General features: G+C 40.9%; 24 protein-coding genes and 1 other RNA gene. 16 read left to right on the forward strand and 9 right to left on the reverse strand.

The genetic code is table 11. The annotated features are described in order from the left end of the window. Nucleotide 1: 1 nt before the first annotated feature. The 9 genes from SFRI_RS01920 to SFRI_RS01960 all read left to right on the forward strand — a co-directional run bounded on the left by SFRI_RS01920 (nucleotide 2) and on the right by SFRI_RS01960 (nucleotide 9,325). Nucleotides 2-1,081, forward strand: a complete 1,080-nt coding sequence (locus SFRI_RS01920) for a pilus assembly protein PilM (protein ID WP_011635860.1) — start codon at nucleotides 2-4, stop codon at nucleotides 1,079-1,081. Next, a complete protein-coding gene (locus SFRI_RS01925) occupies nucleotides 1,069-1,653 on the forward strand; it encodes a PilN domain-containing protein (protein WP_011635861.1) in 585 nt (194 codons plus the stop codon). The genes SFRI_RS01920 and SFRI_RS01925 overlap by 13 nt, the downstream gene beginning before the upstream one ends. Beyond that, a complete protein-coding gene (locus tag SFRI_RS01930; protein ID WP_011635862.1) occupies nucleotides 1,650-2,267 on the forward strand; it encodes a type IV pilus inner membrane component PilO in 618 nt (205 codons plus the stop codon). Before SFRI_RS01925 ends, SFRI_RS01930 begins: the two co-directional genes overlap by 4 nt. Beyond that, nucleotides 2,267-2,785 (forward strand): pilus assembly protein PilP, encoded by a 519-nt coding sequence (locus SFRI_RS01935; protein WP_011635863.1) that lies wholly within the window; start codon nucleotides 2,267-2,269, stop codon nucleotides 2,783-2,785. The genes SFRI_RS01930 and SFRI_RS01935 overlap by 1 nt, the downstream gene beginning before the upstream one ends. Nucleotides 2,786-2,806: 21 nt before the next feature. Further along, nucleotides 2,807-4,855, forward strand: coding sequence for a type IV pilus secretin PilQ (locus tag SFRI_RS01940; protein ID WP_011635864.1), 2,049 nt, complete (start codon nucleotides 2,807-2,809; stop codon nucleotides 4,853-4,855). A gap of 446 nt (nucleotides 4,856-5,301) precedes the next feature. After that, nucleotides 5,302-5,817 (forward strand): shikimate kinase AroK, encoded by a 516-nt coding sequence (gene aroK, locus SFRI_RS01945; RefSeq protein WP_011635865.1) that lies wholly within the window; start codon nucleotides 5,302-5,304, stop codon nucleotides 5,815-5,817. 8 nt (nucleotides 5,818-5,825) lie between these two features. Continuing rightward, nucleotides 5,826-6,902: a 3-dehydroquinate synthase gene (aroB, locus tag SFRI_RS01950; protein WP_011635866.1), complete on the forward strand. Its 1,077-nt coding sequence runs from the start codon at nucleotides 5,826-5,828 to the stop codon at nucleotides 6,900-6,902. A 50-nt stretch (nucleotides 6,903-6,952) separates the two neighbouring features. Further along, the gene (locus SFRI_RS01955) at nucleotides 6,953-8,356 is read left to right on the forward strand and encodes an ATP-binding protein (RefSeq protein ID WP_011635867.1); all 1,404 of its coding nucleotides are present in this window, start codon (nucleotides 6,953-6,955) and stop codon (nucleotides 8,354-8,356) included. Nucleotides 8,357-8,488: 132 nt separating this feature from the next. After that, nucleotides 8,489-9,325 carry a Dam family site-specific DNA-(adenine-N6)-methyltransferase gene (locus SFRI_RS01960; RefSeq protein WP_011635868.1) on the forward strand — a complete coding sequence of 279 codons (837 nt, stop codon included), beginning with the start codon at nucleotides 8,489-8,491 and terminating at the stop codon, nucleotides 9,323-9,325. A gap of 32 nt (nucleotides 9,326-9,357) precedes the next feature. Here SFRI_RS01960 and SFRI_RS01965 read toward each other — a convergent pair whose 3' ends face one another. Together SFRI_RS01965 and SFRI_RS01970 are read right to left on the reverse strand one after the other, a co-directional pair. Next, complete coding sequence (locus SFRI_RS01965) at nucleotides 9,358-9,537, reverse strand: DUF2970 domain-containing protein (RefSeq protein WP_011635869.1); 180 nt, start codon at nucleotides 9,535-9,537, stop codon at nucleotides 9,358-9,360. Next, a complete protein-coding gene (locus SFRI_RS01970) occupies nucleotides 9,537-9,914 on the reverse strand; it encodes a hypothetical protein (protein WP_244262852.1) in 378 nt (125 codons plus the stop codon). Before SFRI_RS01970 ends, SFRI_RS01965 begins: the two co-directional genes overlap by 1 nt. A gap of 271 nt (nucleotides 9,915-10,185) precedes the next feature. On the opposite strand from SFRI_RS01970, the gene rpe reads away from it, so the two are divergent. Genes rpe through trpS form a run of 3 tightly spaced genes read left to right on the forward strand, consistent with a single transcriptional unit; the run spans nucleotide 10,186 to nucleotide 12,616 of the window. Then, nucleotides 10,186-10,857, forward strand: a complete 672-nt coding sequence (rpe, locus tag SFRI_RS01975; RefSeq protein WP_011635871.1) for a ribulose-phosphate 3-epimerase — start codon at nucleotides 10,186-10,188, stop codon at nucleotides 10,855-10,857. A 30-nt stretch (nucleotides 10,858-10,887) separates the two neighbouring features. Further along, nucleotides 10,888-11,577: a phosphoglycolate phosphatase gene (locus tag SFRI_RS01980; RefSeq protein WP_011635872.1), complete on the forward strand. Its 690-nt coding sequence runs from the start codon at nucleotides 10,888-10,890 to the stop codon at nucleotides 11,575-11,577. 40 nt (nucleotides 11,578-11,617) lie between these two features. Continuing rightward, nucleotides 11,618-12,616 carry a tryptophan--tRNA ligase gene (gene trpS, locus SFRI_RS01985; RefSeq protein WP_011635873.1) on the forward strand — a complete coding sequence of 333 codons (999 nt, stop codon included), beginning with the start codon at nucleotides 11,618-11,620 and terminating at the stop codon, nucleotides 12,614-12,616. 45 nt (nucleotides 12,617-12,661) lie between these two features. On the opposite strand, the gene SFRI_RS01990 is transcribed toward trpS, so the two are convergent. Continuing rightward, nucleotides 12,662-13,531 (reverse strand): LysR substrate-binding domain-containing protein, encoded by an 870-nt coding sequence (locus SFRI_RS01990; RefSeq protein WP_011635874.1) that lies wholly within the window; start codon nucleotides 13,529-13,531, stop codon nucleotides 12,662-12,664. Between the two features lie 141 nt (nucleotides 13,532-13,672). Between SFRI_RS01990 and SFRI_RS01995 the strand changes: the two genes are divergently transcribed. Then, entirely contained in the window at nucleotides 13,673-14,548 is an 876-nt protein-coding gene (locus tag SFRI_RS01995; protein ID WP_011635875.1) for a DMT family transporter, read from the forward strand. 36 nt (nucleotides 14,549-14,584) lie between these two features. On the opposite strand, the gene SFRI_RS02000 is transcribed toward SFRI_RS01995, so the two are convergent. From SFRI_RS02000 to SFRI_RS02015, 4 genes are all read right to left on the reverse strand, one after another. After that, entirely contained in the window at nucleotides 14,585-15,154 is a 570-nt protein-coding gene (locus SFRI_RS02000; RefSeq protein WP_011635876.1) for a BON domain-containing protein, read from the reverse strand. Beyond that, nucleotides 15,151-15,744 carry a phosphoheptose isomerase gene (locus SFRI_RS02005; protein WP_011635877.1) on the reverse strand — a complete coding sequence of 198 codons (594 nt, stop codon included), beginning with the start codon at nucleotides 15,742-15,744 and terminating at the stop codon, nucleotides 15,151-15,153. The genes SFRI_RS02000 and SFRI_RS02005 overlap by 4 nt, the downstream gene beginning before the upstream one ends. A gap of 129 nt (nucleotides 15,745-15,873) precedes the next feature. After that, a complete protein-coding gene (locus SFRI_RS02010; protein ID WP_011635878.1) occupies nucleotides 15,874-16,200 on the reverse strand; it encodes a YraN family protein in 327 nt (108 codons plus the stop codon). Beyond that, nucleotides 16,197-18,020 (reverse strand): penicillin-binding protein activator, encoded by a 1,824-nt coding sequence (locus SFRI_RS02015; protein WP_011635879.1) that lies wholly within the window; start codon nucleotides 18,018-18,020, stop codon nucleotides 16,197-16,199. The genes SFRI_RS02010 and SFRI_RS02015 overlap by 4 nt, the downstream gene beginning before the upstream one ends. A gap of 89 nt (nucleotides 18,021-18,109) precedes the next feature. Here SFRI_RS02015 and rsmI point away from each other — a divergent pair, with 89 nt between their 5' ends. The 3 genes from rsmI to SFRI_RS02025 all read left to right on the forward strand — a co-directional run bounded on the left by rsmI (nucleotide 18,110) and on the right by SFRI_RS02025 (nucleotide 21,933). After that, a complete protein-coding gene (rsmI, locus tag SFRI_RS02020) occupies nucleotides 18,110-18,952 on the forward strand; it encodes a 16S rRNA (cytidine(1402)-2'-O)-methyltransferase (RefSeq protein WP_011635880.1) in 843 nt (280 codons plus the stop codon). A gap of 54 nt (nucleotides 18,953-19,006) precedes the next feature. Further along, nucleotides 19,007-19,360, forward strand: an RNA gene (gene rnpB / locus SFRI_RS21135) — RNase P RNA component class A. A gap of 434 nt (nucleotides 19,361-19,794) precedes the next feature. Then, a complete protein-coding gene (locus SFRI_RS02025; RefSeq protein WP_011635881.1) occupies nucleotides 19,795-21,933 on the forward strand; it encodes a TonB-dependent siderophore receptor in 2,139 nt (712 codons plus the stop codon). A 94-nt stretch (nucleotides 21,934-22,027) separates the two neighbouring features. Here SFRI_RS02025 and SFRI_RS02030 read toward each other — a convergent pair whose 3' ends face one another. Then, on the reverse strand, nucleotides 22,028-24,181 hold the full coding sequence (locus SFRI_RS02030) for a TonB-dependent receptor (protein WP_011635882.1): 2,154 nt from the start codon (nucleotides 24,179-24,181) through the stop codon (nucleotides 22,028-22,030). A gap of 498 nt (nucleotides 24,182-24,679) precedes the next feature. Next, nucleotides 24,680-26,359 carry a ShlB/FhaC/HecB family hemolysin secretion/activation protein gene (locus SFRI_RS02035; protein WP_011635883.1) on the reverse strand — a complete coding sequence of 560 codons (1,680 nt, stop codon included), beginning with the start codon at nucleotides 26,357-26,359 and terminating at the stop codon, nucleotides 24,680-24,682. Between the last annotated feature and the right edge of the window lie 23 nt (nucleotides 26,360-26,382).

Consider the following 26,382-nt stretch of genomic DNA (forward strand, 5'->3'; position numbering starts at 1 on the left):
TATGCTTTCTAAATTATGGAAGCGTCAAGCACCTCAGATGGTTGGGATTGATATTGGGTCTCATGAAATAAAAGCCATTTTGTTGAGCAAGACTGCGGATGGATATAAAATTCAAAATCATGCGTCAGTTCCTGTTAGAAAGGGAGCTGTAGTCGATCATGATATTCGTGATACTGAAGCGGTAATTGAGTCACTAAGACAGATTCGGCGGGGTTTACCTAAATCGCTAAAGTTCGCAGCTGTCGCGGTTTCTGGCTCTGCCGTTATGACAAAAGTCATTTATATGGATGCGGCGTTAAATGAAGAGGAAATGGAGGCTCAAATTGAAATTGAAGCTGACAACCTTATTCCTTATTCACTTGATGAAGTCAGCATTGATTTTGAAAGGCTTAATCCGAATATTACCGACCCAACCAAAGTTAACGTATTACTGAGCGCATGCCGCACAGAGAATATTGATTCGCGTGTTGACTCTTTGGATGCTATTGAGCTGGATGTTAAAGTTGTTGATGTGGAAGCTTATGCACTAGGGCGCTCTGCAGAATTAATTTATGCTCAGTTACCTGACGGCGCTAAAGCTAAATCAATCGCCATGGTTGATATTGGTGCCAATATGACCACATTTTCTGTGGTTGAAAATGGTGATACTACCTTTATACGTGAGCAAGCCTTTGGCGGTGAGTTATTTACTCAATCAATTGTGTCATTTTATGGTATGCCCCATGATGAGGCTGAGCGAGCTAAGATTTCTGGACAATTACCGCGTAATTATATGTTCGAAGTTTTATCTCCGTTTCAAATGCAACTGTTACAACAAATTAAACGAACCTTACAAATATATTGTACTGCCAGTGGGCGTGAAAAAGTTGACTATATTGTTTTGTGTGGTGGTACAGCTAAGTTAGAAGGAATGGTTGAATTACTAACAAACGAGTTAGGTACTCATACCATTGTTGCTGATCCTTTTCAGGGGTGTTTGCATGCAGATGATGTTATGAAAGGTCAACTTCAACCGAATATAAGCAAATATATGGTGGCATGTGGTCTTGCGCTAAGGAGTTATGCTCAATGGCGAACATAAACTTATTACCTTGGCGTGAAGAAGCTAGAGAAAAGCAAAAACGCGATTTTATCGGCATTTTAGCGTTAGTTTTTTTAGTCACATCACTCGTTGTATATTTATTTTTGGGTTTTCTAGAGGTTGTCACTGATGATCAGCGTGAGCGTAATGCATATTTGGTCTCAGAAATTACCTTACTTGATACCCAGATAGCAGAAATTAGAAAAATTACCGAACGTAAAAAAGATATCGAACGTCGAACTGAGATTATTCTCAATTTACAGCAGTCGCGTAATTTACCTACTCATGTTTTAGATGAATTAGTCCGAATCGTGCCACCTGGTATTTATCTTTCAAGTATAGAGAAAAAAGGTAGCGTATTATTAATCGAAGGGCGTAGTGAATCAAATAATAACGTCGCGAATATGATGAGAAAGGTTAAAACATCTTCTTATCTTAACGATCCGAGTATGCAATCGATTGTGACCCAAAATGAAGAATTAAGGCAGTTACAGCGGTTTAAATTACGTGTCACTATCCGTGATGATTCACAAGTCACTAATGTTGATCCGAACCAAGGAGCGAGAAAATGAATCTCGACCTAGATCAATTTAACGATATTGATTTTGAAAATATCGGTGGTTGGCCCAAACTGGTAAAAATTGTATTTGCTGTATTTTTGTCTTTGTGTGTTATCGGTGCGAGTTATTATTTATTTATTTCAGATTCTATCGATCAAATGGAAGCTGAACAGCACAAAGAAATTCAATTACGTGAAGATTTTGAAACTAAATATCGTTTAGCAGCTAATCTTAAGCTATACCGTGAACAATTAGACGTGATGGAAGTGCAGTTTGCCGAATTGCTTAAAATGCTACCCTCCGAAAATGAAATGCCTGGTTTATTAGATGATTTAACGTTTGTTGCAACTGACGCAGGCCTCAGAATTAATAGCCTAGATTGGGATGATGAAATCGAACGTGATTTTTATATTGAATTTCCAATAAAAATGTCAGTAGTAGGTGATTACCATCAAATGGGTAATATGGTTAGTGGCGTTGCCAAGTTACCCCGAATTGTCAGTCTGCATGATTTTAGTATCAAGCAGAATGATGCCGGTGGATTATCGATGGATATTCTCGCTAAAACGTATCGTTTTAAAGAGGGGGCTGAATTAACACAACAGGCCAATAAGGGGCAGAAATAATGAAATTTTTGCCTTTATTGTTATCAATGGTGTTTTTATTGAGTGGTTGTATTGGCGAACGCAGCGATTTAGAGCTATTTGTTACTACTACAAAAGCGCAACACGTTGCCCGTATACCACCATTGAAACAAACACCGAAGTTCGAACATTTTGCTTATCAAGCTGAATTAATGCGCAGTCCGTTTGTTCCACCATCAAGGGAATTGACAGAAGAGGTGGTTGATACATCTAGAGATTGTTTACAACCAGACTTGAAACGTCGCAAAGGTCGCTTAGAAACTTATGCATTAGACAATTTAAGAATGCGCGGAACATTGAGTGAAGATAGTACTATATGGGCTTTAGTCGAATCTAGTGATGCCAATGTTTATCGCATGGGTGTAGGTGAGTATTTAGGGCTTTATCATGGCCGAATTGCTAAAGTAACGCCGCAATTTATCGAAATTATAGAATTAATCCCTGATGGTTCAGGTTGTTGGGCAGAAAGATCCAGCAATTTAGAATTATCAGGAAAATAACGTGCGAAGGATGAGAGAATAATGGAATCTTCTGCCGCGATAAAAAAAGCAATAACAAAGTTATTATTTTTTAGAGCGTTTTTAGGCGCAGTATTATTAATGGGTTTAATACCTAGTGCGATAGCTGCTAATCGTCTTATGGACGTCAAATATCATTCAATGGTTGATCACCAATTAGAATTAGAGTTGATTTTTGAATCATCAATCATGTCACCGTCTGTTGATTTATCAGCAGACCCAGCTGAAATTATGTTGAATTTCTCAGACACTATTTCTAATTTAAGTAAAAGTAAAATTCCGGTAAATGCTGTTGGTGTAAAAGAGTTAACCACACAACAACAAGGTGGCGATTTACAAATCATTGTTGCAATGACAAAAGTAAAACCATATCAAGGTAAAATTGTTGGTAATAGTTATCGATTAACTATTAATGATGATGTGTCTGGTCCGGTTGAGGCAAACAATCCATTTGTTAATGGTATTAGCAGTATTGATTTTCGCCGCAATAAAACCGGTGGTGGAGAAATATTATTTAATCTTAGCAATCGTTCTGTAGCAGCGAATGTGGAACAAGTTGGTTCAAAGCTTGAGATAAAACTCTATAACACCGATATTGGTAATGACTTACTTTACGTTATGGACGTACAAGACTTTGCTACACCAGTGAATAGTTTTGAAACTTTTAAAGATGATTTAACTGCCCGTATTTTGGTTGATGTTGACGGCAACTATGACTATAACTATCGCCAAGATGGCAATGTGTTTAAAGTTAGCGTAGATAAAGTTGAGCGTGTCTCTGTAGCTAAAGAGGCTAAAAAATATAATGGTCGTTCATTGTCACTAAACTTCCAAAACATTTCAGTTCGTACTGTGTTGCAAATTATTGCTGATTATAACAACTTTAACCTGGTGACGAGCGATACTGTTGAAGGTGAGATTACCTTACGTTTAGATGATGTGCCTTGGGATCAAGCTTTAGATCTTATCTTGCAAACTAAAGGCCTCGACAAGCGTATTGAAGGTAATATTTTAATGGTGGCACCGAGTGAAGAACTTGCCATTCGCGAAAGCAATGACCTGAAAAATCGCCAAGAAGTAAAAGAATTAGCACCGCTCTATTCTGAATATTTACAAATAAACTATGCTAAAGCTATAGATATTGCCGAGTTACTTAAAACTACGGATTCAACGTTATTATCATCTCGCGGCAGTGTCGCTGTTGATGAGCGTACAAATACGTTACTGGTAAAAGATACCGCTGAGATTTTAGAAAATGTACACCGCTTAATAGAAGTATTAGACATTCCTATTAAACAAGTACTAATTGAAGCGCGTATGGTGACAGTGAAAGACGATGTATCTGAAGATCTCGGTATTCGTTGGGGCATAACTGATCAACAAGGTTCTAAAGGCACATCTGGCACCATTGGAGGAGCAACGAGTATTGCTAACGGTACTATTCCAAGCATCGATGATCGCCTCAATGTTAATTTACCGGCAGCAGCAAGTTCAGCGACCAGTATCGCTTTCCATGTGGCTAAATTGGCAGACGGTACAGTACTCGATTTAGAGTTAAGTGCATTAGAGCAAGAAAACAAAGGTGAGATCATTGCCAGCCCACGTATTACCACATCTAACCAGAAGTCGGCATACATTGAACAGGGTGTTGAAATCCCTTACGTAGAGTCTGCATCTAGCGGTGCTACAACAGTAACCTTTAAGAAGGCCGTGTTATCGCTACGTGTAACTCCGCAAATCACTCCGGATGATAGGGTGATCCTAGATCTTGAAATAACCCAAGATTCTCAGGGAACAACTGTTGCTACAGCAACGGGTGAAGCGGTTGCTATTGATACTCAGCGTATTGGTACTCAGGTACTAGTCGATAATGGCGAAACAATTGTGTTAGGTGGTATTTACCAACAAAATCTCATTAGCCGAGTAAGCAAAGTTCCGGTACTGGGTGATATTCCGTTAGTTGGTTTCTTATTTAGAAATTCAACCGACACAAATGAGCGTCAAGAACTGTTAATTTTTGTAACCCCTAAGATTGTGGCTGACAAACGTTAATTTTTTACACGCTAAAGTAATAGTAAAAAGCCAGCGACTTTCTTGCTGGCTTTTTTTATGACGGTTATTTATGGGAAGTAATGACCAAACGCGTTAAATGGCGCATCACTAAATGTTACTCCAATTGAACAAATTATCGTTTTAGTGGTAATAATAGTAACTTCCTTAAAGTTTTAAGGTATTAACTTTAATTAGATAGCGCAGTGCTAATCGACCTATAGTCTTTGCATTAACAAAGACTTAATCGAAAAAATTACCTTTTATTTGAGGTTTTAAACATCAGTGACATAATAAAATCATGATAAATAGCTGTGATGACTTGCAAGCGGTAGCCCTTAACTGAGATAATCCTCCGTCAAGTCTCATTAGAGCAAGGTTAAATTATAGGTCGGCTTGAGTTTAAGTCGATAAGGCATTCTTCCATATAAGATTCAGACGTATACGAAATGGCTGAAAAACGCAATATTTTTCTGGTAGGCCCTATGGGCGCAGGTAAAAGCACAATTGGTCGCCATCTGGCGCAAATGCTGCATTTAGATTTCCACGATTCAGATCACGAGATTGAACAACGTACCGGTGCAGATATTGCCTGGGTGTTTGATGTTGAAGGTGAGGAAGGCTTCCGTAGACGTGAAGCTCAAGTCATCGGTGATCTTTCAGAAAGGCAAGGTATCGTTCTCGCGACAGGTGGTGGTTCTGTTCAGAGTAAAGATATCCGCAACTATCTTTCTGCTCGAGGTATAGTAGTTTACTTAGAAACAACTATAGACAAGCAAGTCGCGCGCACTCAGCGTGATAAGCGTCGTCCGTTGTTACAAGTAGATGATCCACGTGAAGTGCTTGAAAGCTTAGCGGAAATTCGCAATCCTTTATATGAGGAAATTGCGGATGTTATCGTTAAGACAGATGAGCAAAGCGCGAAGATCGTCGCAAACCAAATTATCGAGCAACTTGGCTTTTAGGTAACAACATGCAACAAATTCAGGTTCAATTAGGTGATAGAAGTTACCCCATTTATATTGGCCAGGATTTGATGAATGATAGCGAGCTATTTGCTCGCTACCTAACAAACAAAAAAGCCTTAATTGTTTCAAATGACACCATTGCTCCGTTGTATCTTCAACAGATACAACAAGCGATGAGCGCTTGCGCGCGCATTGAAACGGTTATTTTGCCGGATGGCGAAAAATTTAAAGACTTACAACATCTAGATTATATTTTTACTGAGTTACTTGAGCATAATTTTGCCCGAGATTCAGTATTAGTTGCACTAGGTGGTGGTGTTGTTGGTGATATGACTGGTTTCGCGGCTGCGTGTTATCAGCGTGGTATTGAGTTTATTCAAGTGCCAACTACATTACTGTCCCAAGTTGATTCTTCTGTTGGTGGTAAAACGGCAGTCAATCATCCGCTTGGGAAAAATATGATTGGTGCATTTTATCAGCCTAAATCAGTGATTATTGATACGTTTTGCTTACAGACATTACCCGCAAATGAGTTTGCTGCAGGTATGGCTGAAGTGATTAAGTACGGTATTATTTGGGATGCTGACTTTTTTCAGTGGCTTGAAGCAAATGTTGATGCGTTAAAATCGCTTCAAACAGATGCGTTAAACTATGCCATTGCGAAATGTTGTCAGATTAAAGCTGATGTTGTCGCACAAGATGAAACGGAACAAGGTGTAAGAGCGTTATTAAACCTTGGGCATACTTTTGGGCATGCTATCGAAGCTGAAATGGGCTACGGTGTTTGGTTACATGGCGAAGCTGTCTCTGCTGGTACTGTTCTTGCGGCTCAAACAGCATATAAGTTAAATCTATTAGATGAGCAAAGTGTCGAGCGTATTTGCCGATTGATGCAAGCGTTTGATTTACCTATAACGGCTCCAGAGTCGATGGGTTTTGAACAGTTTATCAAGCATATGCGTCGAGATAAAAAAGTATTAGGTGGTAAAATCCGCTTGGTATTACCTACAGAAATAGGCAAAGCTGATGTCTTTAGTGATGTGAGTGAAGACTTATTGAAACAGGTTATTAGCTGCGTATAAATTATTCCGTATATATCTATGCTAGCTATAAATTATAGTGTGGTGAATCATTGACGACTCCAGGACTATTACTACTCCCTACCCAAGAAGCGCTCATTCAGCGTTTACAGCATATTGCTAGTTATAGCGAACAGTTGTTGGTTATTTGTGGTGATAACGGTTCAGGTAAGTCGACACTGACGGCTGCATTAGCCAGTGAGCTAGATGATTATAATTCAGCATTGGTCATTTGTCCTCAACACGCTGATAGCGCTGAAATTCGTCGAAAAATTCTGGTTCAATTAATCTCCGCGCCAATTTTTGATGATGAACGTCCTTTGATGGACACCGTACTGAGAATCCAATCTAGTTTAAAAAAACCGTTACATATCATTATTGATGATGCTGATTTATTGCCTAAAGATATTTGGGCTGAGTGCATTCTGCTGAGCCAAATTCACTGTGCAGGTAAACCTGTTGCAGTAACAGTGACCGTCACTCCTAGCTTTTGGCATACTTTAGTGGCTGAGTTAACTGATGAGACTCGTGCTAGATTACTGCCTGTGACGATTGAGCCTTTATCTGTACCTGAGCGTGATGGTCTTTATCAAAGTTTATTACTCCGTAGCCAGCAAACACCGTTTATCCCGCGTGAAATTATTCATAAGCAATTAGAGAAGCAACGGGGTACGCCAGCTGAAGTAGTTCAATTATTAGCGTTAGCATTAGAAGAGCCACAAACAGTGCGTTCATCTTGGTCTGCGTCTATTAAAATGATGATTGCTTCTGTCACCATATTAGCTGGCGTGGCGATGTGGTGGGGGATTAGTACACAATTACCTCCTCCGATTTCAGCATCATTGTCGCCAGTATTAACAGCCGAGCAATCCGCTGTACGTGTAAAAGCCGCTCAATATGTCATTGATTATGCCGACAGTTCATTAAGCGCTTATTTTGCCCATAGGCAATTGGTCTTAGCTAAGTCGAGTGCCAATGAACAAGCACATTTTATCATCGAGCAGCAAATGACTGCTGATAGTTCACTAGTAGAGCAAGGTGAGACTAATCTCATAGAAGAGGTTCCTGCAGATAATCACATTGACGTAGTGGTTAATTCATCATTAAAAGGTTTGTCTTTCCGAGGTAAGTTACCCAAAGCGCAAGTTAACACTGTAAATAAGCCGAATGATATTGTTGAGCGTGATAATACCCCTAACCTAAAGGTGAAAGGTTTTACGCTGCAACTTGCTAGCGTGAATGACAAAGACTCACTTACACCAATTTTAGTTAAACTGGCACAAGAGCCGCAAGTTTACATAATGAAATACAAACAACGCCACGTTATATTACTGGGTGATTTTGATACCGCATCGGCAGCTAGCTCAAAAGCGAAAAGTCTTCAGAAAAAATATAGTTTAGCGGCTCCATGGGTAAGAAAGTGGGCAGACTTAAGTGATTATAAGCGACAAGATTAACAATCTTCATATTCCGCAGCATCCAAGTCAATAGGATGAAAAATCAACTAATAAAACTGCTTTATCCGATGATAATTATCGTTAAACAGAGTACAATCATCAGCTTTAATTTTGCTGGCATAATTCCTATTCATGATAAAAAAGCATAGAGCCTTTCTAAAGTGGGCAGGCGGTAAATATAAGCTCGTTGATGAGCTAGCAAAACACCTTCCAGCTGGAAATAGACTGATTGAGCCTTTTGTTGGGGCGGGTTCGGTATTCCTCAATACACAGTTTGATGATTATTTATTGTGTGACATCAATCAAGACTTAATCAATTTATACCAAATTGTTCAGCAACAGCCAGATAAATACATTAAAGCGGCCAAGGCCATGTTTGTCGATGAGATGAATGACAAAGATGCTTATTATCGTGTTCGTGCTGAATTTAATCTCTGTAGCGATCCTTTCATTCGTTCGGTTTACTTCCTGTACATGAATCGCCATGGTTTTAATGGCTTATGTCGATATAATCGCAAAGGTGGTTTTAATGTACCGTTTGGTTCGTACAAAAAACCGTATTTCCCTGAAGCTGAAATTCGTTACTTTTCATTAAAAGCGCAAAAAGCGACCTTTAAATGTATCAGTTACGAACAAGCCTTTGATATGGCAAACAGTGGTGATGTTATTTATTGTGATCCGCCTTATGCGCCGTTATCAACCACAGCCAGTTTTACCACTTATGCAGGTCCGGGTTTTAGCTTAGATGATCAAGCATTACTTGCTCGTCATTCACGGCTCATTGCCCATGAGAGAAATATTCCGGTATTGATCAGTAATCATGATATTCCGTTAACGCGAGAGTTATATCGTGGTGCATCTTGTTCAACGATTTCGGTGCAACGTAATATTAGCCCTAAAGGCGGTTCACGCAATAAAGTGGATGAAATTATGGCGCTATATGATCATCATTATCGTGAAGAAGAGTAATGCTGCAAAGCGTGGATAACGAAAGCTAGCGGTTAACTTAAGACTTGGTTTACGATTAGCATTAATGAAATGACTAAGGCTATGGCTAAGATAATACCCATAATGATAAATGGTAATGGGGATTGAGTTTGAAAATCTTTTTGGCGATTTTGCTCCGTCTGTACGCCGAAGAAGGCTGCTACAGTGCTACTAAACACTCGCCAAATAGACATTAACGCGATATCTGAGTTGGGTTGCCTGAGGTAGGCATATCATTTAAAGGTTTGTCTTTGTGACCGTGGATTAACTCAAGTAAATCAATAAAGTGAAACTGACTAGAGCGGCTATTACCTGTAATCCAATTCCCCCAACTGACATCATTTGATTGTTCTGCACAGCGATTTGTAGGGTGACTACTGGGTAAACTCGCATTGTAGTTGGTGGTGCTATTACAGACACAGGCCTTACTATTAGCCGAATTACTTTCGGTTGCCATCAATACTTGGCTTAACAATAACGCCAATGCAGACGTTGCAAATACAGCAAAAACCGGTGCTGACAATAATTTGCCATCACGACCAGAAAGCTTGCGTAGTAAGTGCTTTACCATAAAGTGTGCCCTATCCATGGTGTAAACTCGAATGATGCTACAACAGGTTTTAAATCTTCAGTTGGACAACTAAGATAACAACTTTTTACATTATAGCAAAATAGCTTAGTTATTGAACACTGGTTTCTGTATAAAAAATAGCAAATCCGACTTATTGTCTAGTTTTTAACTAAATTCTATTGAGGATAGTGGTTATTTCCCTTGTTAGACTAGAGGCTTGCGGCTGCAAAGGGTAAAATGTCGTCACTTTGATCTGCCAATAGAGAAGATTATGCGCCCATTTTTAATTGCACCATCGATTTTGTCTGCTGATTTTGCCCGTTTAGGTGACGATGTGAAAGCCGTATTAGATGCGGGTTCGGATGTTGTTCATTTTGACGTTATGGATAATCACTACGTACCAAATTTAACAATAGGTCCTATGGTATGCACCGCGTTGCGCAATTATGGGATCACCGCTGATATTGATGTGCATTTAATGGTTAAACCCGTTGATCGCATTATTCCTGATTTTGCCAAAGCCGGTGCTTCAATTATCACTTTTCATCCAGAAGCATCAGAACATATCGATCGTACACTGCAGTTGATTAAAGAATCTGGCTGTAAGGCCGGATTAGTCTTTAATCCTGGCACACCACTGCACTATTTAGATCATGTAATGGACAAGCTCGATGTTATTTTATTGATGTCAGTTAATCCTGGTTTTGGTGGTCAGTCTTTTATCCCGCATACGCTAGAAAAACTTCGCCAAGTTCGCGCGATTATTGATGCCAGTGGTTTTGATATTCGCTTACAAGTGGATGGTGGTGTTAAGGTCGATAATATTGCTGAAATAGCGGCTGCGGGTGCAGATATGTTTGTGGCAGGTTCGGCAATTTTCAATCAACCTGATTATAAAGTTGTTATTGATCAAATGCGTGCAGAACTCGCTTCGATATCATAATTTCTTTTTCCATATCCAGTGGGACTCTACATGATGCAATGGTCAAATATTCGTGCAATCGCCTTTGATTTAGATGGTACGCTGATCGACAGTGTGCCTGATTTGGCCGCGGCCACCAATGCCACATTAGCACAGAACCAATACCAACCAGTGACAGAAGCATTGGTTCGCAGCTGGGTAGGTAATGGTGCCCAAGTACTAATGCAACGAGCGTTAAGTTATGTGTCTGCTATGCCAGAAGATGCTCCTGAGCTGCAGGTAATGCTTGAGCAAATTATGCCGCAATTTATGCATCATTATGGTGAACACTTACAAAAACATAGCCGTTTGTATCCGGGAGTTGTCGACACGTTACAGCTGTTAAAACAAGCAGGTTTTAAACTGGCTATCGTTACCAATAAACCATATCGTTTTACAGTGCCGTTACTAACCGCCTTTGGTCTTGATGACCTATTTTCCGAAGTTCTCGGTGGCGATTCATTGGCAAAAATGAAGCCAGATCCAATGCCATTACAACATTTGCTTAAACAATGGCAGTTGGATGAATCGCAATTACTGATGATAGGTGATTCAAAGAATGATATTTTAGCGGCTAAAGCTGCGAATGTTATGTCTATTGGCTTGACCTACGGATACAACTACGGCGAAGATATCGGTCTTAGTCTTCCGCATGCGATATGCGAAAACTTTGCTGATATAGAGCAATACTTACTTTCATAATAATTTGAATTTTATATAGATAATCTGGAGCAATAAACACATGACCAAACCCATAGTTCTTAGCGGTGCGCAGCCATCAGGCGAATTAACCATAGGTAATTATATGGGCGCACTTCGTCAATGGGTTGCCATGCAAGATAGCCATGATTGCCTATATTGTGTTGTTGATTTACATGCGATTACCGTGCGTCAAGATCCTAAAGCACTGCGTGAAGCTTGTTTAGATACGCTAGCCTTATACCTTGCTTGTGGTGTTGACCCTAAAAAAAGCACCGTGTTTATTCAGTCGCAAGTACCACAGCATACTCAACTCGGATGGGTATTAAACTGTTACACCCAAATGGGTGAGTTAAACCGCATGACCCAGTTTAAAGATAAATCGTTAAAGCATGCCAATAACATTAACGTGGGCTTATATGGTTATCCTGTTCTAATGGCGGCAGATATTTTGCTTTATCAAGCCAATGAGATCCCTGTTGGGCAAGACCAAAAGCAACATTTAGAGCTTACCCGCGATATCGCAACCCGTTTTAATAATGCTTACGGCGACACATTTACTATCCCAGAACCGTTTATTCCTGAACACGGTGCTAAGGTCATGTCGTTGCAAGACCCGCTTAAGAAAATGTCGAAGTCTGACGATAATCGTAATAACGTTATTGGTTTACTCGAAGATCCTAAAGCGATTTTAAAGAAAGTTAAAAAAGCCATGACCGACAGCGAAGAGCCACCAGTAGTGCGTTTTGATATGGAACAAAAGCCAGGTGTGTCGAATCTACTCAGCTTAATGTCAGGGTGTACTGGTCAGTCGATTGCGTCTTTAGAAGCAGAGTTTGAAGGCAAAATGTACGGTCATTTAAAAGTGGCTACTGGTGAAGCTGTCGTAGGAATGCTTGAGCCATTACAAGCTCGCTTTAAAGAGTACCGCGCCGACCATGCTTACTTAAGCCAAGTGATGGCGGAAGGTGCTGAAAAAGCTCAAGCTCGTGCAGAAGTCACCATTAAAAAAGTGTATGAAAAAATTGGTCTTATTGTGTAAGTATTATTTCAGCTAATGTTATCTATAAGCCAGCAACTTGCTGGCTTATTTTTTGGTTAACCATTGTACAAATGCAGCGATAGCGGGCTCCTTTAAACGTCGCTGTTTACAACTAAAATTGAATTCAAATCCAGTCAACATAGCGGGTAAATCAAGTGCGACTAATGCTCCCTTACTAATATCTCGTTCTACCATAAAATCTGACGCTAGCGCGATCCCCTGACCAGCAATTGCCGCTTCAATAGCTAACAACACATGGCTAAATACATGCTGTTGTTGCGTAGCCGCTATGCTGATGCTGTTAACCTTTAACCAGCGCTCCCAATCAAAGCCTATTGGCCCTTCATCTACAGTGAGTAATGCATGTTGCCGTAATACACTCAGCGCCGAGTGGTCGGTATTTAATAGCCCCGGGCAGATCACTGGGATCAGTCTCTCTTGGTGTAACATGCGATGTACATAACCCGGTTGGCCACTTTGACCAGTAATAAACATATCAGCAACACTATCACTCATCTGTGGGTCGTCGGTGATCATATCTAGGCGAATTTTAATCTGTGGATGTAAACGATGGAAATCGCTTAAGCGAGGAATCAGCCACTTAATGGCAAATGAACTGTATACCGCTAAGCGGAGCTGATCATTACAATCGCCAGTGATTTGCATGCTTAAATCATTCAACTCATTAAATATTCGCTCCAGTTCATGGTAAAGCACATTGCCTTTACTGGTTAAGCAGAGCTGCCTACCTTCGCGGATAAATAATCGTTCGCCAAAATGTGCTTCAAGCAGTCTCACTTGGTGCGATACCGCACTTTGAGTAATGCACAGCTCAGTTGCCGCCCGAGAAAAGTGAGCATGCCTTGCGGCCGCTTCAAAAATTTGTAGTGCCCGCAGTGGTGGCAGTTTGCGCATATACACCTCAAATATGAATTTATTTTATTAAAATTTATTAAGTATGAATTTAACTCATGCATGGATTAAAAACATCATTATTCGATATTAATTGATAACTATATGATGCAGCCAATTATTGGTCCTAAGGTTGTAAGTGTAATGAAATCCACAATAGCGATTGGCATGATGTTATTAGTTGTCGGTAACCTTTTTAGTGCTATGTATGATGTGTCTATAAAATGGCTCCCAGATGGCAGTAGCGCTGCAACATTTCTGTTAATCAGACAGTTAACATCAGTATTAATGTTGCTGCCATTGTGGTTTGCAACTAAAAAACCAATCAGTCGCCATATAAAGGTGCACTTAGTGCGAGCTAATACTGGCGCTATTGGAGCTGTATGCTTAATTATGGGGTTAATTGCGCTACCTATCGCCACTGTAAGCTCGTTGTTTTATTCGGCGCCATTAATGATTGTATTAATGGGATTTCTATTTTTAAAAGAGAGCGTCACCGCTACACATTGGCTGGCAGCTATTTTAGGATTTCTGGGCATCATTATTTTGCTACGACCAAGTGAAATTAACTGGTTTGGAATTGCAGTACTTATCTCTGCATTTATGTTTGCGATAAACCAGTTGGCATTGCGCAAACTCCCCAGTACAGAAAGCCCTGTTGTAACGTTAATGCTATATAACTTACTCAGTATTCCTTTGGTGTTGGTCATGGCATTGGTGCAAGGCATAGAGGCAATCAGTTGGTCTTTAGTGGCTATTGCGGTGTCGAGTAATGTGTTTTTATTGGCGTATCAGTGGTTTTGCGCGTTGGCTTATCGTCAAGCACAAGCCAGTCAAATAGTGGTGGCAGAATATACAGGACTATTATTTTGTGTCTTTTTTGGTTGGTTGTTTTTTGATGAATGGCTTGATGGTTTAAGTTGGGTTGGGGCTGGGTTTATTGTGTTGCCGTCGCTGATTATCCCGTGGGTACAAGCAAAAAGATCCCAAAAAAAATTCATCGAACAAAATGCAGGATGAATTTCTAAATCGCGATAATAAAAATGTACAGCAGGATTAAGATTCAGTGTATTCAAAAACCTTAATCACTTTGCGAACGCCTGCAGTATTTCGCGCGATATCAACCGCTAAATCAGCTTGCTTGCGGTCAATTAACCCAAGCAAAAAGACTTCGCCGTTTTCGGTAATCACTTTCACTCGAGTAATATCGAGTGATTTTTCATTTAACATGCGGCCTTTCACTTTGGTTGTTACCCAAGTGTCGTTGCTGCGTGTGGTAAATGACGTTGGCGTGCCAATACGAATTTGGTTATGTATTTTGCCGCCAATTTGTAAATCTTGTACCACTTTAATCGCTTTATCGCGCAGCATTGAGTTAGGTGCTTGGCCTATCATCAATACATTGTTGTTCATCACAACCGCGGCGATATTGGTTTGATTATTAAGGTCATCATGTTTTGATAGCGCACTAGCAATAACAAAGTCAGCATTAGTGTCGCTGATTTGAGTGCTCATGCTGCGCTCATCATTTACCATCTTGGCACCGCTAACGGCGCCAACCATGACAGCACCAGCACACCCCTGCAACATCGCCAGGACTGAGATGATGAGTAACCTTCTTATCATGCTTGTTCATCCTGTGGGAACAAGGTGCGGTCGATGTTATCGCATAAGCAGTGAATAACCAGTAGGTGAACTTCTTGAATACGTGCAGTAACGTTTGACGGTACGCGGATTTCGACATCTCCTGCGCTCATCAAGCCAGCCATTGCGCCGCCATCTTTACCTGTTAGGGCTACAATAGTCATGTCGCGGCTTAACGCTGCTTCCATGGCTTTAATAATGTTGCCAGAGTTACCGCTGGTTGAGATAGCCAATAAAATATCGCCTGGTTGACCCAGTGCAAAAATCTGCTTCGAGAAGATTTCATCGTAGCTATAATCGTTGGCGATAGCGGTAATCGTTGAAGTATCACAGCTTAATGCTATAGCAGGCAGCGGTGGACGTTCAATTTCGTAACGGTTTAATAATTCAGCTGAGAAGTGTTGAGCATCGCCAGCACTGCCACCATTACCACATGACAGAATTTTATTACCGCCAAGTAGACATTGCACCATCATCTCTGCAGCTTTTTCAATAGACTCAGGTAATGCTTCTGCAGCATCAATTTTAGTCTGAATCGATTCGGTGAAACTATCTCTAATACGTTCTAACATGCAACAATCCTTACGCTAAATTATGTCTACGTATGTCTCTGATTAGCTTTTTTATCATTGCTCATCAGTTAGACTCGGTAATTTGACTATATGATGCCATAAATCAAGGTTATGGTAATCAATTGCCGCTTAAAAACAGCCTTGTAGCCAGTTTATTTCATCAATATTCATCGCAATGACATCAAAGCGACAAGGTGGATTTAATTTTTGTCGTTGTAAATAATGTTCAGCGGCTAATCTTATCCGGGTAATTTGCTTACTTGTTAACGCATTTAAGGCGCCGCCAAACTGATTTGACGACCTAAATTTTACTTCAACAAACACCCAGACATCTTGCTGGCGCATAATTAAATCTATTTCACCAAATGGATATCGAACATTAGCATCTACAAACGTTAGACCTTGTTGCTCAAGGTAAGTTCGCGCATGTTGCTCAGCTAATTGTCCACTGTTCATAGTGGTGTTAATTGTCCTTGGTTATATTTGCCCCAAGACAGTTGACGATCAATGACCCCATTAGGCTTCACTGATAATGCACCACTGCGGCCGATAAATTGATAACCCGGGAAAGCGCGCATTTGCGCTAAACGATTAACCAATTCAAGCGCATCATAACCCATTGCGTATAGGCGTTTTTGGCTGTTATTCCAACCACTCCATAGCTCAGACACCAGTTGGGTTTCGCTGTTAGATTGCATTAGCCATGGTACATCGCTAATGATCAAGTTATTCAGTTCTTGTGCCGACTGCGCTGACTCGCTTTCAAGACGGCTACGGCTAGTGGTATATAAGGTTACCGGTTCAGAGAACACACTAAAGTTAACGTCTAAAAAGGGTTTTAGCAGGGCTAAATCTTGTGAACCCGAAATCATGTAAATCGCATCAATATCCTGGCGAGAACGAAAATCTGATTCTAAGCGGCTACCCAATAAATCACGCATTCTGCTAATACGTGCTTGGCTATCTTTCACACCTAATGCTTCTTGAACTGTGACCTTCATTTGATCGCCAGCATCATAAAAATACACTTCGGCATCATTGCTGGTTAAGGTTAGCCAAGTTTGCTTAAAACTGTCGGCCATACGTTTGCCAATGGGATCGTTACTTGCCAATAGTAGTGGCAGCTTTACGCCATCGCTATACAGCTTATGTGCTGCATCACTGGCTTCTTGTGCTGGTGACAGTGAAAAGTAAAATAGGTTTGGTTGTGGCGTAAACGTATCCGTTTGGTTCAAATACAGCTGCGGCACTGTGGTCTTTTGTTTATCGTTGATTTTCTGTAGTTCTTCAACTTCATTGGGTAACAATGGCCCAATGATAAACTCTGCGCCTTTGGCTACAGCTTGTTGATAAGCGGCAGCAACCCCTTGCTGCGTGTCATAAAAGTTAATTGACACATTTGCATCATAGTCAGACAGATAGCTCGACATAAGACCTTGACGAATAGGTTCAGCAACCACAGCGCGTGGGCCACTTAACGGTAATAATACTGCTATATTTTGCGGCCTAAACGGTTTGGCATTGAGGGCTTTTTCTAAATCAGCAGGTAATTTCACTGCACCTGGATGATAAGGGTTGTTACGCTGCCACTCACCTAAATAACGCACCAATTGCGTCGGCTCAACCGCGTAATGTTTAGCGATAAAGGTTAATTGTAACCAACCAGCAAAAATCGGATTTGATTGATCGCGCATAAACGACTGCACGGTTTCTTCATGTAGTGGTTGCAGTAGCTTCCAAATAACATTATTGATCGCCGTGGTTTCAGACTTTGGCAAGTAATTGCTTAATAGGCTTAATTGCTTAACTTGGTCAATTGGCTGTTGAGTATTTTTGTACAATTTGGCTTTAAATTGGTGATAACTTGCCATTTGCCAGCGTGGGAGCTGCCAATGTGGTGGATACTGTAAAATATCTAATGCGGCCTGGCTGCTATTGGTTTTTTCAGCAATGCGAGCGCGCAGATAAATATGCTCCGCTTGAAGCGAGGGCACGTTCACCATCGACTTTTGCATTGACGTTAATACATTAACGGCAGAATTAAAGTTACCATCATTAATATAAGCATGAGCGGCGAGTAATAAATAACGATCACGCTTTTCTGGTAAACTGCTATTCGTTGCCTCGGCTAAATAAATTTTAGCCGGATGTTCAGCGGCAACGAGCGATGCGCTAGCGTCAACATTATCTTGCTGTTTTTTGGTGGCACAACCAACCACCAATACAGAGAAAATCAACGCGCACACGAATTTTGTAGTATTCAGTCTTTTTAACACTTGGCTTCACTCTGGTAAGATGCTGTCACTAGTTTAACCTGCTCTTACGCTTGGCGAAAGTATCAGGTAGATTCATTATCGAGGTAATTATGGACCAAATGGTCGCGCTGTATATTGTTCCCACCCCAATTGGTAATTTTGGCGACATCAGCGCTCGAGCAATAGAGGTGCTGCAACAGGTTGATTTAATCGCCTGTGAAGACACACGCCACAGCGGAAGGTTGCTGAGCCACTTTGGTATTGAAACCCGTAAAACGGCATTACATGATCATAATGAACGTGATCGAGCGCAATGGATAGTTGAACAATTAAATGAAGGCAAATCAATCGCGCTCATTTCTGACGCGGGTACGCCGTTAATTTCAGACCCTGGCTACCATTTAGTTAACCATGTTCGTCAAGCTGGCCACAGAGTCGTGCCTTTGCCTGGAGCATGTGCAGCGATAACAGCCTTAAGTGCATCAGGATTACCGTCTGATCGTTTTAGTTTTGAAGGTTTTTTACCCTCAAAAGAAAAAGCCCGTATCGATAAACTTGAATTTCTTAAAGAAGATCCTCGTACTTTGATATTTTACGAATCTCCTCACCGCATACTTTATAGCCTTGCCGCTATTGTTGACGTTTTAGGCGCCGATAGGCAAGTGGTAATGGCACGTGAAGTCACTAAAACCTTCGAAACCTTCTTATCTGGCACCGCTGCAGAGGTATTAGCGCTGGTTGAAGCTGATGATAATCAACAAAAAGGCGAAATGGTCATTATGTGCCATGGCTTTACATTATCTGATGAAGAAGGGATTCCAGCAGTTGCAGTTGCTACGCTAAAGTTACTTTGTGAAGAATTACCGCTTAAAAAAGCTGCCGCTATAGCAGGGCAAATCCATGGTTTAAAGAAAAATGCCCTATATAAATACGGTTTAGAACTGGATTTATAAAAAGGCAGTCGCTTTGGCATTGGTTTGTTGCGCAGCTTAGGCTATAATCCGCGCCGAGTTGGCCAGACAGTTGCCGCGTACGCAAGTACGGGGAGGAAAGTCCGGGCTTCAAAGAGCGGGGTACCAGGTAACGCCTGGGCGGTGTGAACCGACGACAAGTGCAACAGAGAGGAAACCGCCATTTTGGCCTAGGCTAAGATGGTAAGGGTGAAAGGGTGCGGTAAGAGCGCACCGTGCGGCTAGTAATAGTCCGTAGCAAGGTAAACTCTACCCGAAGCAAGACCAAATAGGGTTCCGCATGGCGCTGCTCGCGTTGGAACCGGGTAGGTTGCTTGAGCCTGTGAGCGATTGCAGGCCTAGATGAATAACTGTCCACGACAGGACCCGGCTTATCGGCCAACTCACCTCTTTATAAAAAAAGGCCTCGCAGCAATGCGAGGCCTTTTTTTCGTTAACACGAAAATATTGGTGTCTTAACCTTATATAGTCAACCCGAGTAGATGTTGGTTATTGTTTCTCTATATTTTAACTTCAGTGTTATCCATTATTTTCGCCTCATGATCTAACGTTTGAGTTGACTGCATCCGTTCAGTAAACGTTGCCGGAACATTGAGGGTTTACAAAGGCTGATTTATTAACACGAATGCTCTTGCTCTGTTGTGACCTCTATCTTAGTGGCTATAGCCCATAATAAATACCCTCTCAAACCACAAAGTCTCTAACCATTAACACTATCAATTAACAAACAAGCACAAATGTAAACTGTCAAATGAGAATAGTTTCCATTAGCGTTTAATGTTATATTGCGGCCAAATTTTACTGTTGCTGATGAGTAAGCTGTTATGCATTTGAACGTGATCAATCTTGGGATATTAAGTCTGCTGTTACCTGTACTGAGTGTCAGTGCGAACGAGAAAGCGGCCGACGTTGATTTGACTGAGTCGATTGAGAAAATAACCGTAATGGGGCGGGCACAAACCTTTTATCGTGAATCTTCTACGTCCGTGGGTGCCAAAGTTGAAACCGATATTATGGATTTACCGCAATCGGTGCAGGTGTTGAATGAGCAGTTGATTGTTGATCAAGCCGCACGTGAAATTACTGACTTATACCGCTCTATAGCAGGAGTGAGCATTTACAGTTATTCAGGTGTGACCTTTCGTGGTTTTCGTGATGACAGCAATGTGTTTTATGACGGTGTAAGAGGCGACCCTTTTTCTGGTTTTGGTGTACCACAGTTATTTAATATTGAGCGAGTTGAAGTGTTAAAAGGTCCTGCCGCTGCGTTATATGGTGGTGGTGAGCCTGGCGGGATGATTAATTATGTCAGTAAAAAACCGAGTTTTGTCCAAAATACTGAAGTGACATTAACCACAGGTGATAACGACCGTATGGGCGGGTCAATTGATTCTAAAGGTGGTTTAACGGATTCAATTGCTTATCGTTTAGGCGGTTTTTATGAACAAAAAGACAGTTTTCGAAATAATGCCGACTCTGAAAATACCGAATTAACAGGTGGATTATTATTTCAACTTGGCGATGACACCACGCTCACAACAACGATTGATTACATCAAACAAGACTTAGGTGGTAATCGTTTACGGGGTGTACCCGTTGACGATGATGGTAATTTTTTAGTTGATCCAAGCTATAACGCAAATGAAAAATCCGACTATCAAAACTTAGAGGCAACTGTGCTTCAAGCGGAATTAAAACACTTTTTCAATGATGATTTGAGCGTGAATACCACGGTTCGCTATCTCGATAATGAACGCGAGCAAGCCTACCATGAGTCCAGAAGTTGGGCTGATGTTAATGGTGACGGTGTGGCCAATATTGACGATAAAACCATTAAGCGTGAATACCGCAAACAATACCGAGCCAACAAAGAGATAAGCGCAACATCTGATTTTGTCTATCGTTTATCTTCTGGCAGCATTGATCAAACTTTGTTATTTGGTGCTGATTATCATCATGTTGATTCTGACTACGATTATTGGTTTGCACGTTATGAAGCTGATGGGATTAAAAATTTGAATATTTTTGATCTTAATTATGGTGAAACCGATCCTTCAACTTATTCACTGACAGACCAAAATCGTGATGGTGCAAAAACCGAACGCCTTGGTTTATATGCTCAGGACCAAATAGCATTAACTGAACAATGGTTGTTAATGGTGGGATTACGTTACGACCATTTTGATGATTTTGATAAAGAAACCGGTTTTGAATATAACGATAATCACGTATCGCCACGCGCAGGTATTGTGTATAAGTTTTCACCAGATCAGTCGTTTTATATTAATTATGCCGAAAGCTTTAACCCGACATCGATTGGCGACCAAGATACGGCAAGTGCTGATGGTGGCTTATTACCTGAAGTTGGTAAACAGATAGAACTTGGGGTTAAAAGTCAGTGGTTTGATGGCAGCGTAATGACCACAGTAGCGGTTTATCAAATTGATAAAAAAGATGTTGCAATGAACAATCCCAATTATACCGATGGCAGCAATGGTGCTCCAGCGTTGGTCAGTCTTGGGCAAGTTGAAAGTAACGGTGCTGAATTTACGCTAACAGGGGATATTACGGAAAATTGGACCGTTATGGCCAACTATGCTTATAACGATACCCGAGTTACTGAAGGCGATGTGGGTGACACTTATGCCGACGGCAGTAAGTTTATCAATGCGCCGCGCCATCAAGCAGGTTTGTGGACTCGTTACGATATTGACAGTTTGAACTCAGCCATTGCGTTTGGGGCCGATTATGTCAGTGAGCAAATGAGTGGCGGTGCGCAACGTGTTAAGCCATTTACCGTATTTGATATGAGCTGGACCACGACATGGCAAGAGACACAATTTCAATTAAACGTGAAAAACTTGTTTGATAAAGAATATGCCGTGAGTGGTTTTTCTGAGCGTAATGGTCATTTTCCTGGTGCGCCAAGAGAAATGGTATTACAGGTATCGCATCACTTTTAACTTAAGACTAATAACGTAAGACCATAAGGTCTTCTTGAATAAAAAGGGAGTAAACAATTTATTGTTTACTCCCTTTTTGCTATCTTGCTGAAGGTTAAAAGCTGGCTTTTATACCTACATTGATAGTGGTACCCAGTGCTTGAGTATAGTAACTCGCGTTAGTAGAAGCTTGTGAGCGAGCAGAAAAATAATCTTCATTAAGTAAGTTTTCTACACCTAATGAGAGCTGCCAATTATTGAGTTGATAACTACTGGTTAGGTTCACAACGTTATAATTTTCTATAGGGCCTTGAGAACCAATATATGCGCCATCAACCGGCTCAAATCGGTCACGGTCACCAACATACATGTAGTTAATACCAATACTCGCTTCTTCAACGGGCTGCCAACTAATATAAGCTGTTAATTTAGGAGGGGATATGGTGCCACCATCTATATAAGTATCCGTTTCAGTGTCTTTACCTTCAACCCAACTATAGCTTAAACCTGTATTGAGATTATCTAACACTCGATAGTCAACTTGTGCTTCGTAACCCCAAATTTTTTGTGGTGCGCGTACAGGTAAGTAAATGCCTGTTGTTGCATCAAAGCTGTTACTTGTGCCTAATTCTGACTTACTTCGGTAGGCGGCAATTTCATAATTCAGATCACCAAGTTGGCCAGAAAAGCCGATTTCATAGTTATCAACAATCGATGATTCAGTGCGGATTAACGCAATATCATCGACAGTGGCGGTTCGTAAAAGACGGCCAATATCTGAAATATCTGCACCTTGGGAAAAGCTCATAAACGGGTTAAAAAACTCGTTCATATTGTAACGTAAGCCAATATTATAGGTGGTTGAGTTATATGTTAATTCTCCGCCTGTGACATCAAAAGGTACTGAGCACGTACTTGGCGTTCGGCAAAGTTTTAAGGTTTGATAATCATCGACCGTTAAATCAACACTGTCTTGGCGGATACCGGCTTTAATAACCCAATCATCGGCAATAACAAACTTAGTTTGTAAATAAACCGCTAAGTTACGCATGTCCATTTCAGGCACCCAAATTCGGCCGTCTTCTAATGGTTGTGAACTGATGTCTTGCAGCGCATCAATACCGTAAATGAAGGTTGATTCAACATTATCCCAATCAACTTGGGTAGCAAAGTTAACGCGTAAGCCTTTCTTTTCTGACTTGATGAATGATTGTCCCCCTTCGTAACCTTCGCTTAGGTTAGCTAGTGCAGTTGAAAAGAAAAACATGTTTTCAATTTTTTGCAGATAACCATCAACGGTTAATTGGGTGTTAGTGAATATATCTTGGTCGACGTATTTTAACATTAGGTTATGATTGCCACGCGGCCCTTGAGGTACGCCCAGCTTTACAATCCCAGTAGTATTGTCTATCGAGTAAGTTTTTTCGCCTGTGTTAGCATTGCCAACAACATCTATGTAGTCAGATTCTTGTTGGGCTTCGTAGTAGTTATACGTCAGTTGAATCGACTTGTCGTCGTCGAGTTGATAGCCGAGTTTGGTAAAATAATTATTCGATTTAGTTTCTGATAAACCATAGACTAATCCGATAGCGTCACCTTCTGAATCACGTTCAACACCTGTTTTTTCGGTAATGGCACTAAATACGTAACTGAAATTATCAACCGTGCCGTCTATTGATGTATCCACTCGATAACCGGCACTGTCTTGTAATTTTACCGCACTAAATTTACTGGAAGCCCCAACCTTAACTCGTGCTTTATCTTCACTGGCTCGTTTAGTGATGTAGTTGATGATGCCGCCTGAAGCGCCATTGCCATAAATTGAGGTCGCTCCTTTAATCACTTCAATACGCTCAATGACCCCTGCATCGATAGAGCTTATGCCTAATTTTCCATTTCGTAATGGGGTAGATTGTGGCACGCCGTCAATCATGACTAGTGCGGCACGACCGCGTAAGTTTTGTCCCGAGTTACTTGATGTGCCAGTGCTTGGCGCTAATCCAGGAACGCGAAATGCGAGTAAGTTTTGTAACTGCGAAGTCATTAACATGTCTTGTGCGAGGGTTTGTTGCTCAATAAGCGTGACTGAAGAAGGGACTTCCTCTATCCGTTCAGCAGAGCGACTACCAGTAATAATCATTCGCTCCATTGAAGTTTGGTTTTCTGTGGCTTGTGTTGAAGATTCTGCATTGGCATGAGTTACGGGGAGTACTAATAAAAATAATGCACAATGTGTCGCAATAGCCAATTGGCTAGGCTTAAATAACATAGGTATACCGATTAACAAATAATGAAAAGTAGTTAATGATATTCATTATCATTAACTAGTACACATTATTTACATTTTTTACTTTTTTGCATTAAATCAGTTAGATATTAATAATTCATTTAACTAAGGGCTGTAGATCTTCATTATGAATTTCACTGCTGCTTGTCGTCATTGTATAAAAATCTGAACGCGTGATATGTCGTTGCTCTGTAGGAGTAAGCGATAATGCAGAAAACTGAAACCATAAGTTCAGTTAGAAGAGACCTGTTAAGCAGTCTTGCTTATTTTATCGTAAAAAGTTTGCAACAAGTGATTCGTGCATAATGACGATATAACCTTGCTGTACATGGTTGTATAAAGTAAATCGTTTTGTTGGGCGGATCATAACCGCCAAAGATCAGCAGCACCTGGTGCGTTTTAAGCGTTTAGCCTAAATTTTTCACACGTTAGTACTAGCTGTTCTCGTTAGATACGATAGCAATCGAACGGTTTGCCGGATTAAAAATGGTCTTTAACTTGGAATCTGAACTCCCAAGCGTTGATGTCGTTGCCCGTAGTGATCGGGACGGCAATATCAACATGGGCTACGTTACCGTAACTGGATTTAGAAGAGTAAATCCGTGCGCCAATACCAATACTACCAATAGGGCCATCAACTTCGTTTTGCTCATCTGGGCCACCGCTTGCTTGACCTATATCGGCAAAAACAGCCCAACCTAACTCGGCCAGTTGATATAAATTGATGTTTGGATAGTATCGGATTTCACTCGTGAGCAACCATTGATTGTCACCATGTTGGTAGTCGTTAGGATATCCCCGTACACCGGTTTCGTCGCCAAGAGCAAACGTTTGATCAAGATAGTTATTGTGTGAGGTTGCTATACGCGCCTTGGAATAGGCTGTCCACTTAGGGCTGATTTGGTGGAAAAATTCAGCGGCTAAACCGACATTATAAAAATCTTGTTGGCCAGTTTGAATATCCGTTCGAGCATTAAGGGTCATTAGCAATAATTGATTGTCTTCCTGCCAACCGCGACTGCTTGAAGCCGTTACGTGATAACCCACAGCAGCACTGTCGGCAACGTCATTGGTTTCCAATCCTAAACTTACAGTGTGGTGCCAACCTAAGTTAAAGTCTTCGTTATTATTAATTAGATGAATATTGTTCAGCACTGTGTATTGGTCTTGCAGGTATTCGTAGCTGATCCAAGGGTAAACAAACTCACGATCAAACGGTAATGGTGAAATAGGGTAATCGTCGATGTTATTGAATTGATGTTGGTCTTGGGTTATCCCTAGGCTAATACGGTGCAATTGATCTGGCGTTTTATCGACTAACCAACCAAATCCAACGTTAGCATAATCAATAACATGTTCAAATTCGTTAATGTCTTGGCCATTTTGTCTTATGGTGTCGATGCGGGTATCTGTTAACCATGACAGGGCGTACATGTTTTGAGTGTCTAAAGTATAAAAGGGCTTATTAAAGGCGATAGCAGATGCTTGGCCGTCACTGTTGTCGTAAAAATCGACCGACACATTACCGTGTTTAATCCATCTTACTGGAGCATCAAAGGCAAACTTATATCCGGTGCGGTCGGCACTCGATTGGTATTTTATTTTAGTTTTAACCCCTAAACCCAGTAAGTTATCTTCCTTCATACCAAACGAGTATTTAGTGTCGCCGCCATTTTTACTCAAACTGACTGTTGGCAGTAATGACCAGTTATCCCATGTCTCTACTAATACCACGTCTTCAACGTTGTCGTCGGCTAGTGGATCTTTTCTGGCAATGTTGATATCTGCATCGCGAATGTAAGGTTCATAGCGCAATAAGCGCTGCGCTTCTTCAAGATCTTTTTGAGTAATTTTTTCGCCTTTTTCAAAGCTTAAGCTATTGAGGATGGTCGACTCTTTGGTATTAATATGCAGATAGTTTGCCCAACGGTGAAGGAAAATAGCGTCCGGAGCTGACTCATCAAAAATAGGATGACTAACAATTACAATGTTCGCGACTTTTTCGACATCATGCTTATTGATTGTCGATGGACTAGAGGGCGTAGTGACAGAGTCATCGTTGGCTTTTAACTGTGCCGCACTGTTAGCAATAGTTGCTTGAACAGCAGGCGAAGAAAGCAGGATGACGAAAAAAAATACTGCCATAAATATGATTGGCATAGCTTCGTCCTTATTTTTATTGT

The organism is Shewanella frigidimarina NCIMB 400 (assembly GCF_000014705.1).
In the GTDB taxonomy this organism is placed as follows: Bacteria; Pseudomonadota; Gammaproteobacteria; order Enterobacterales; family Shewanellaceae; genus Shewanella; species Shewanella frigidimarina.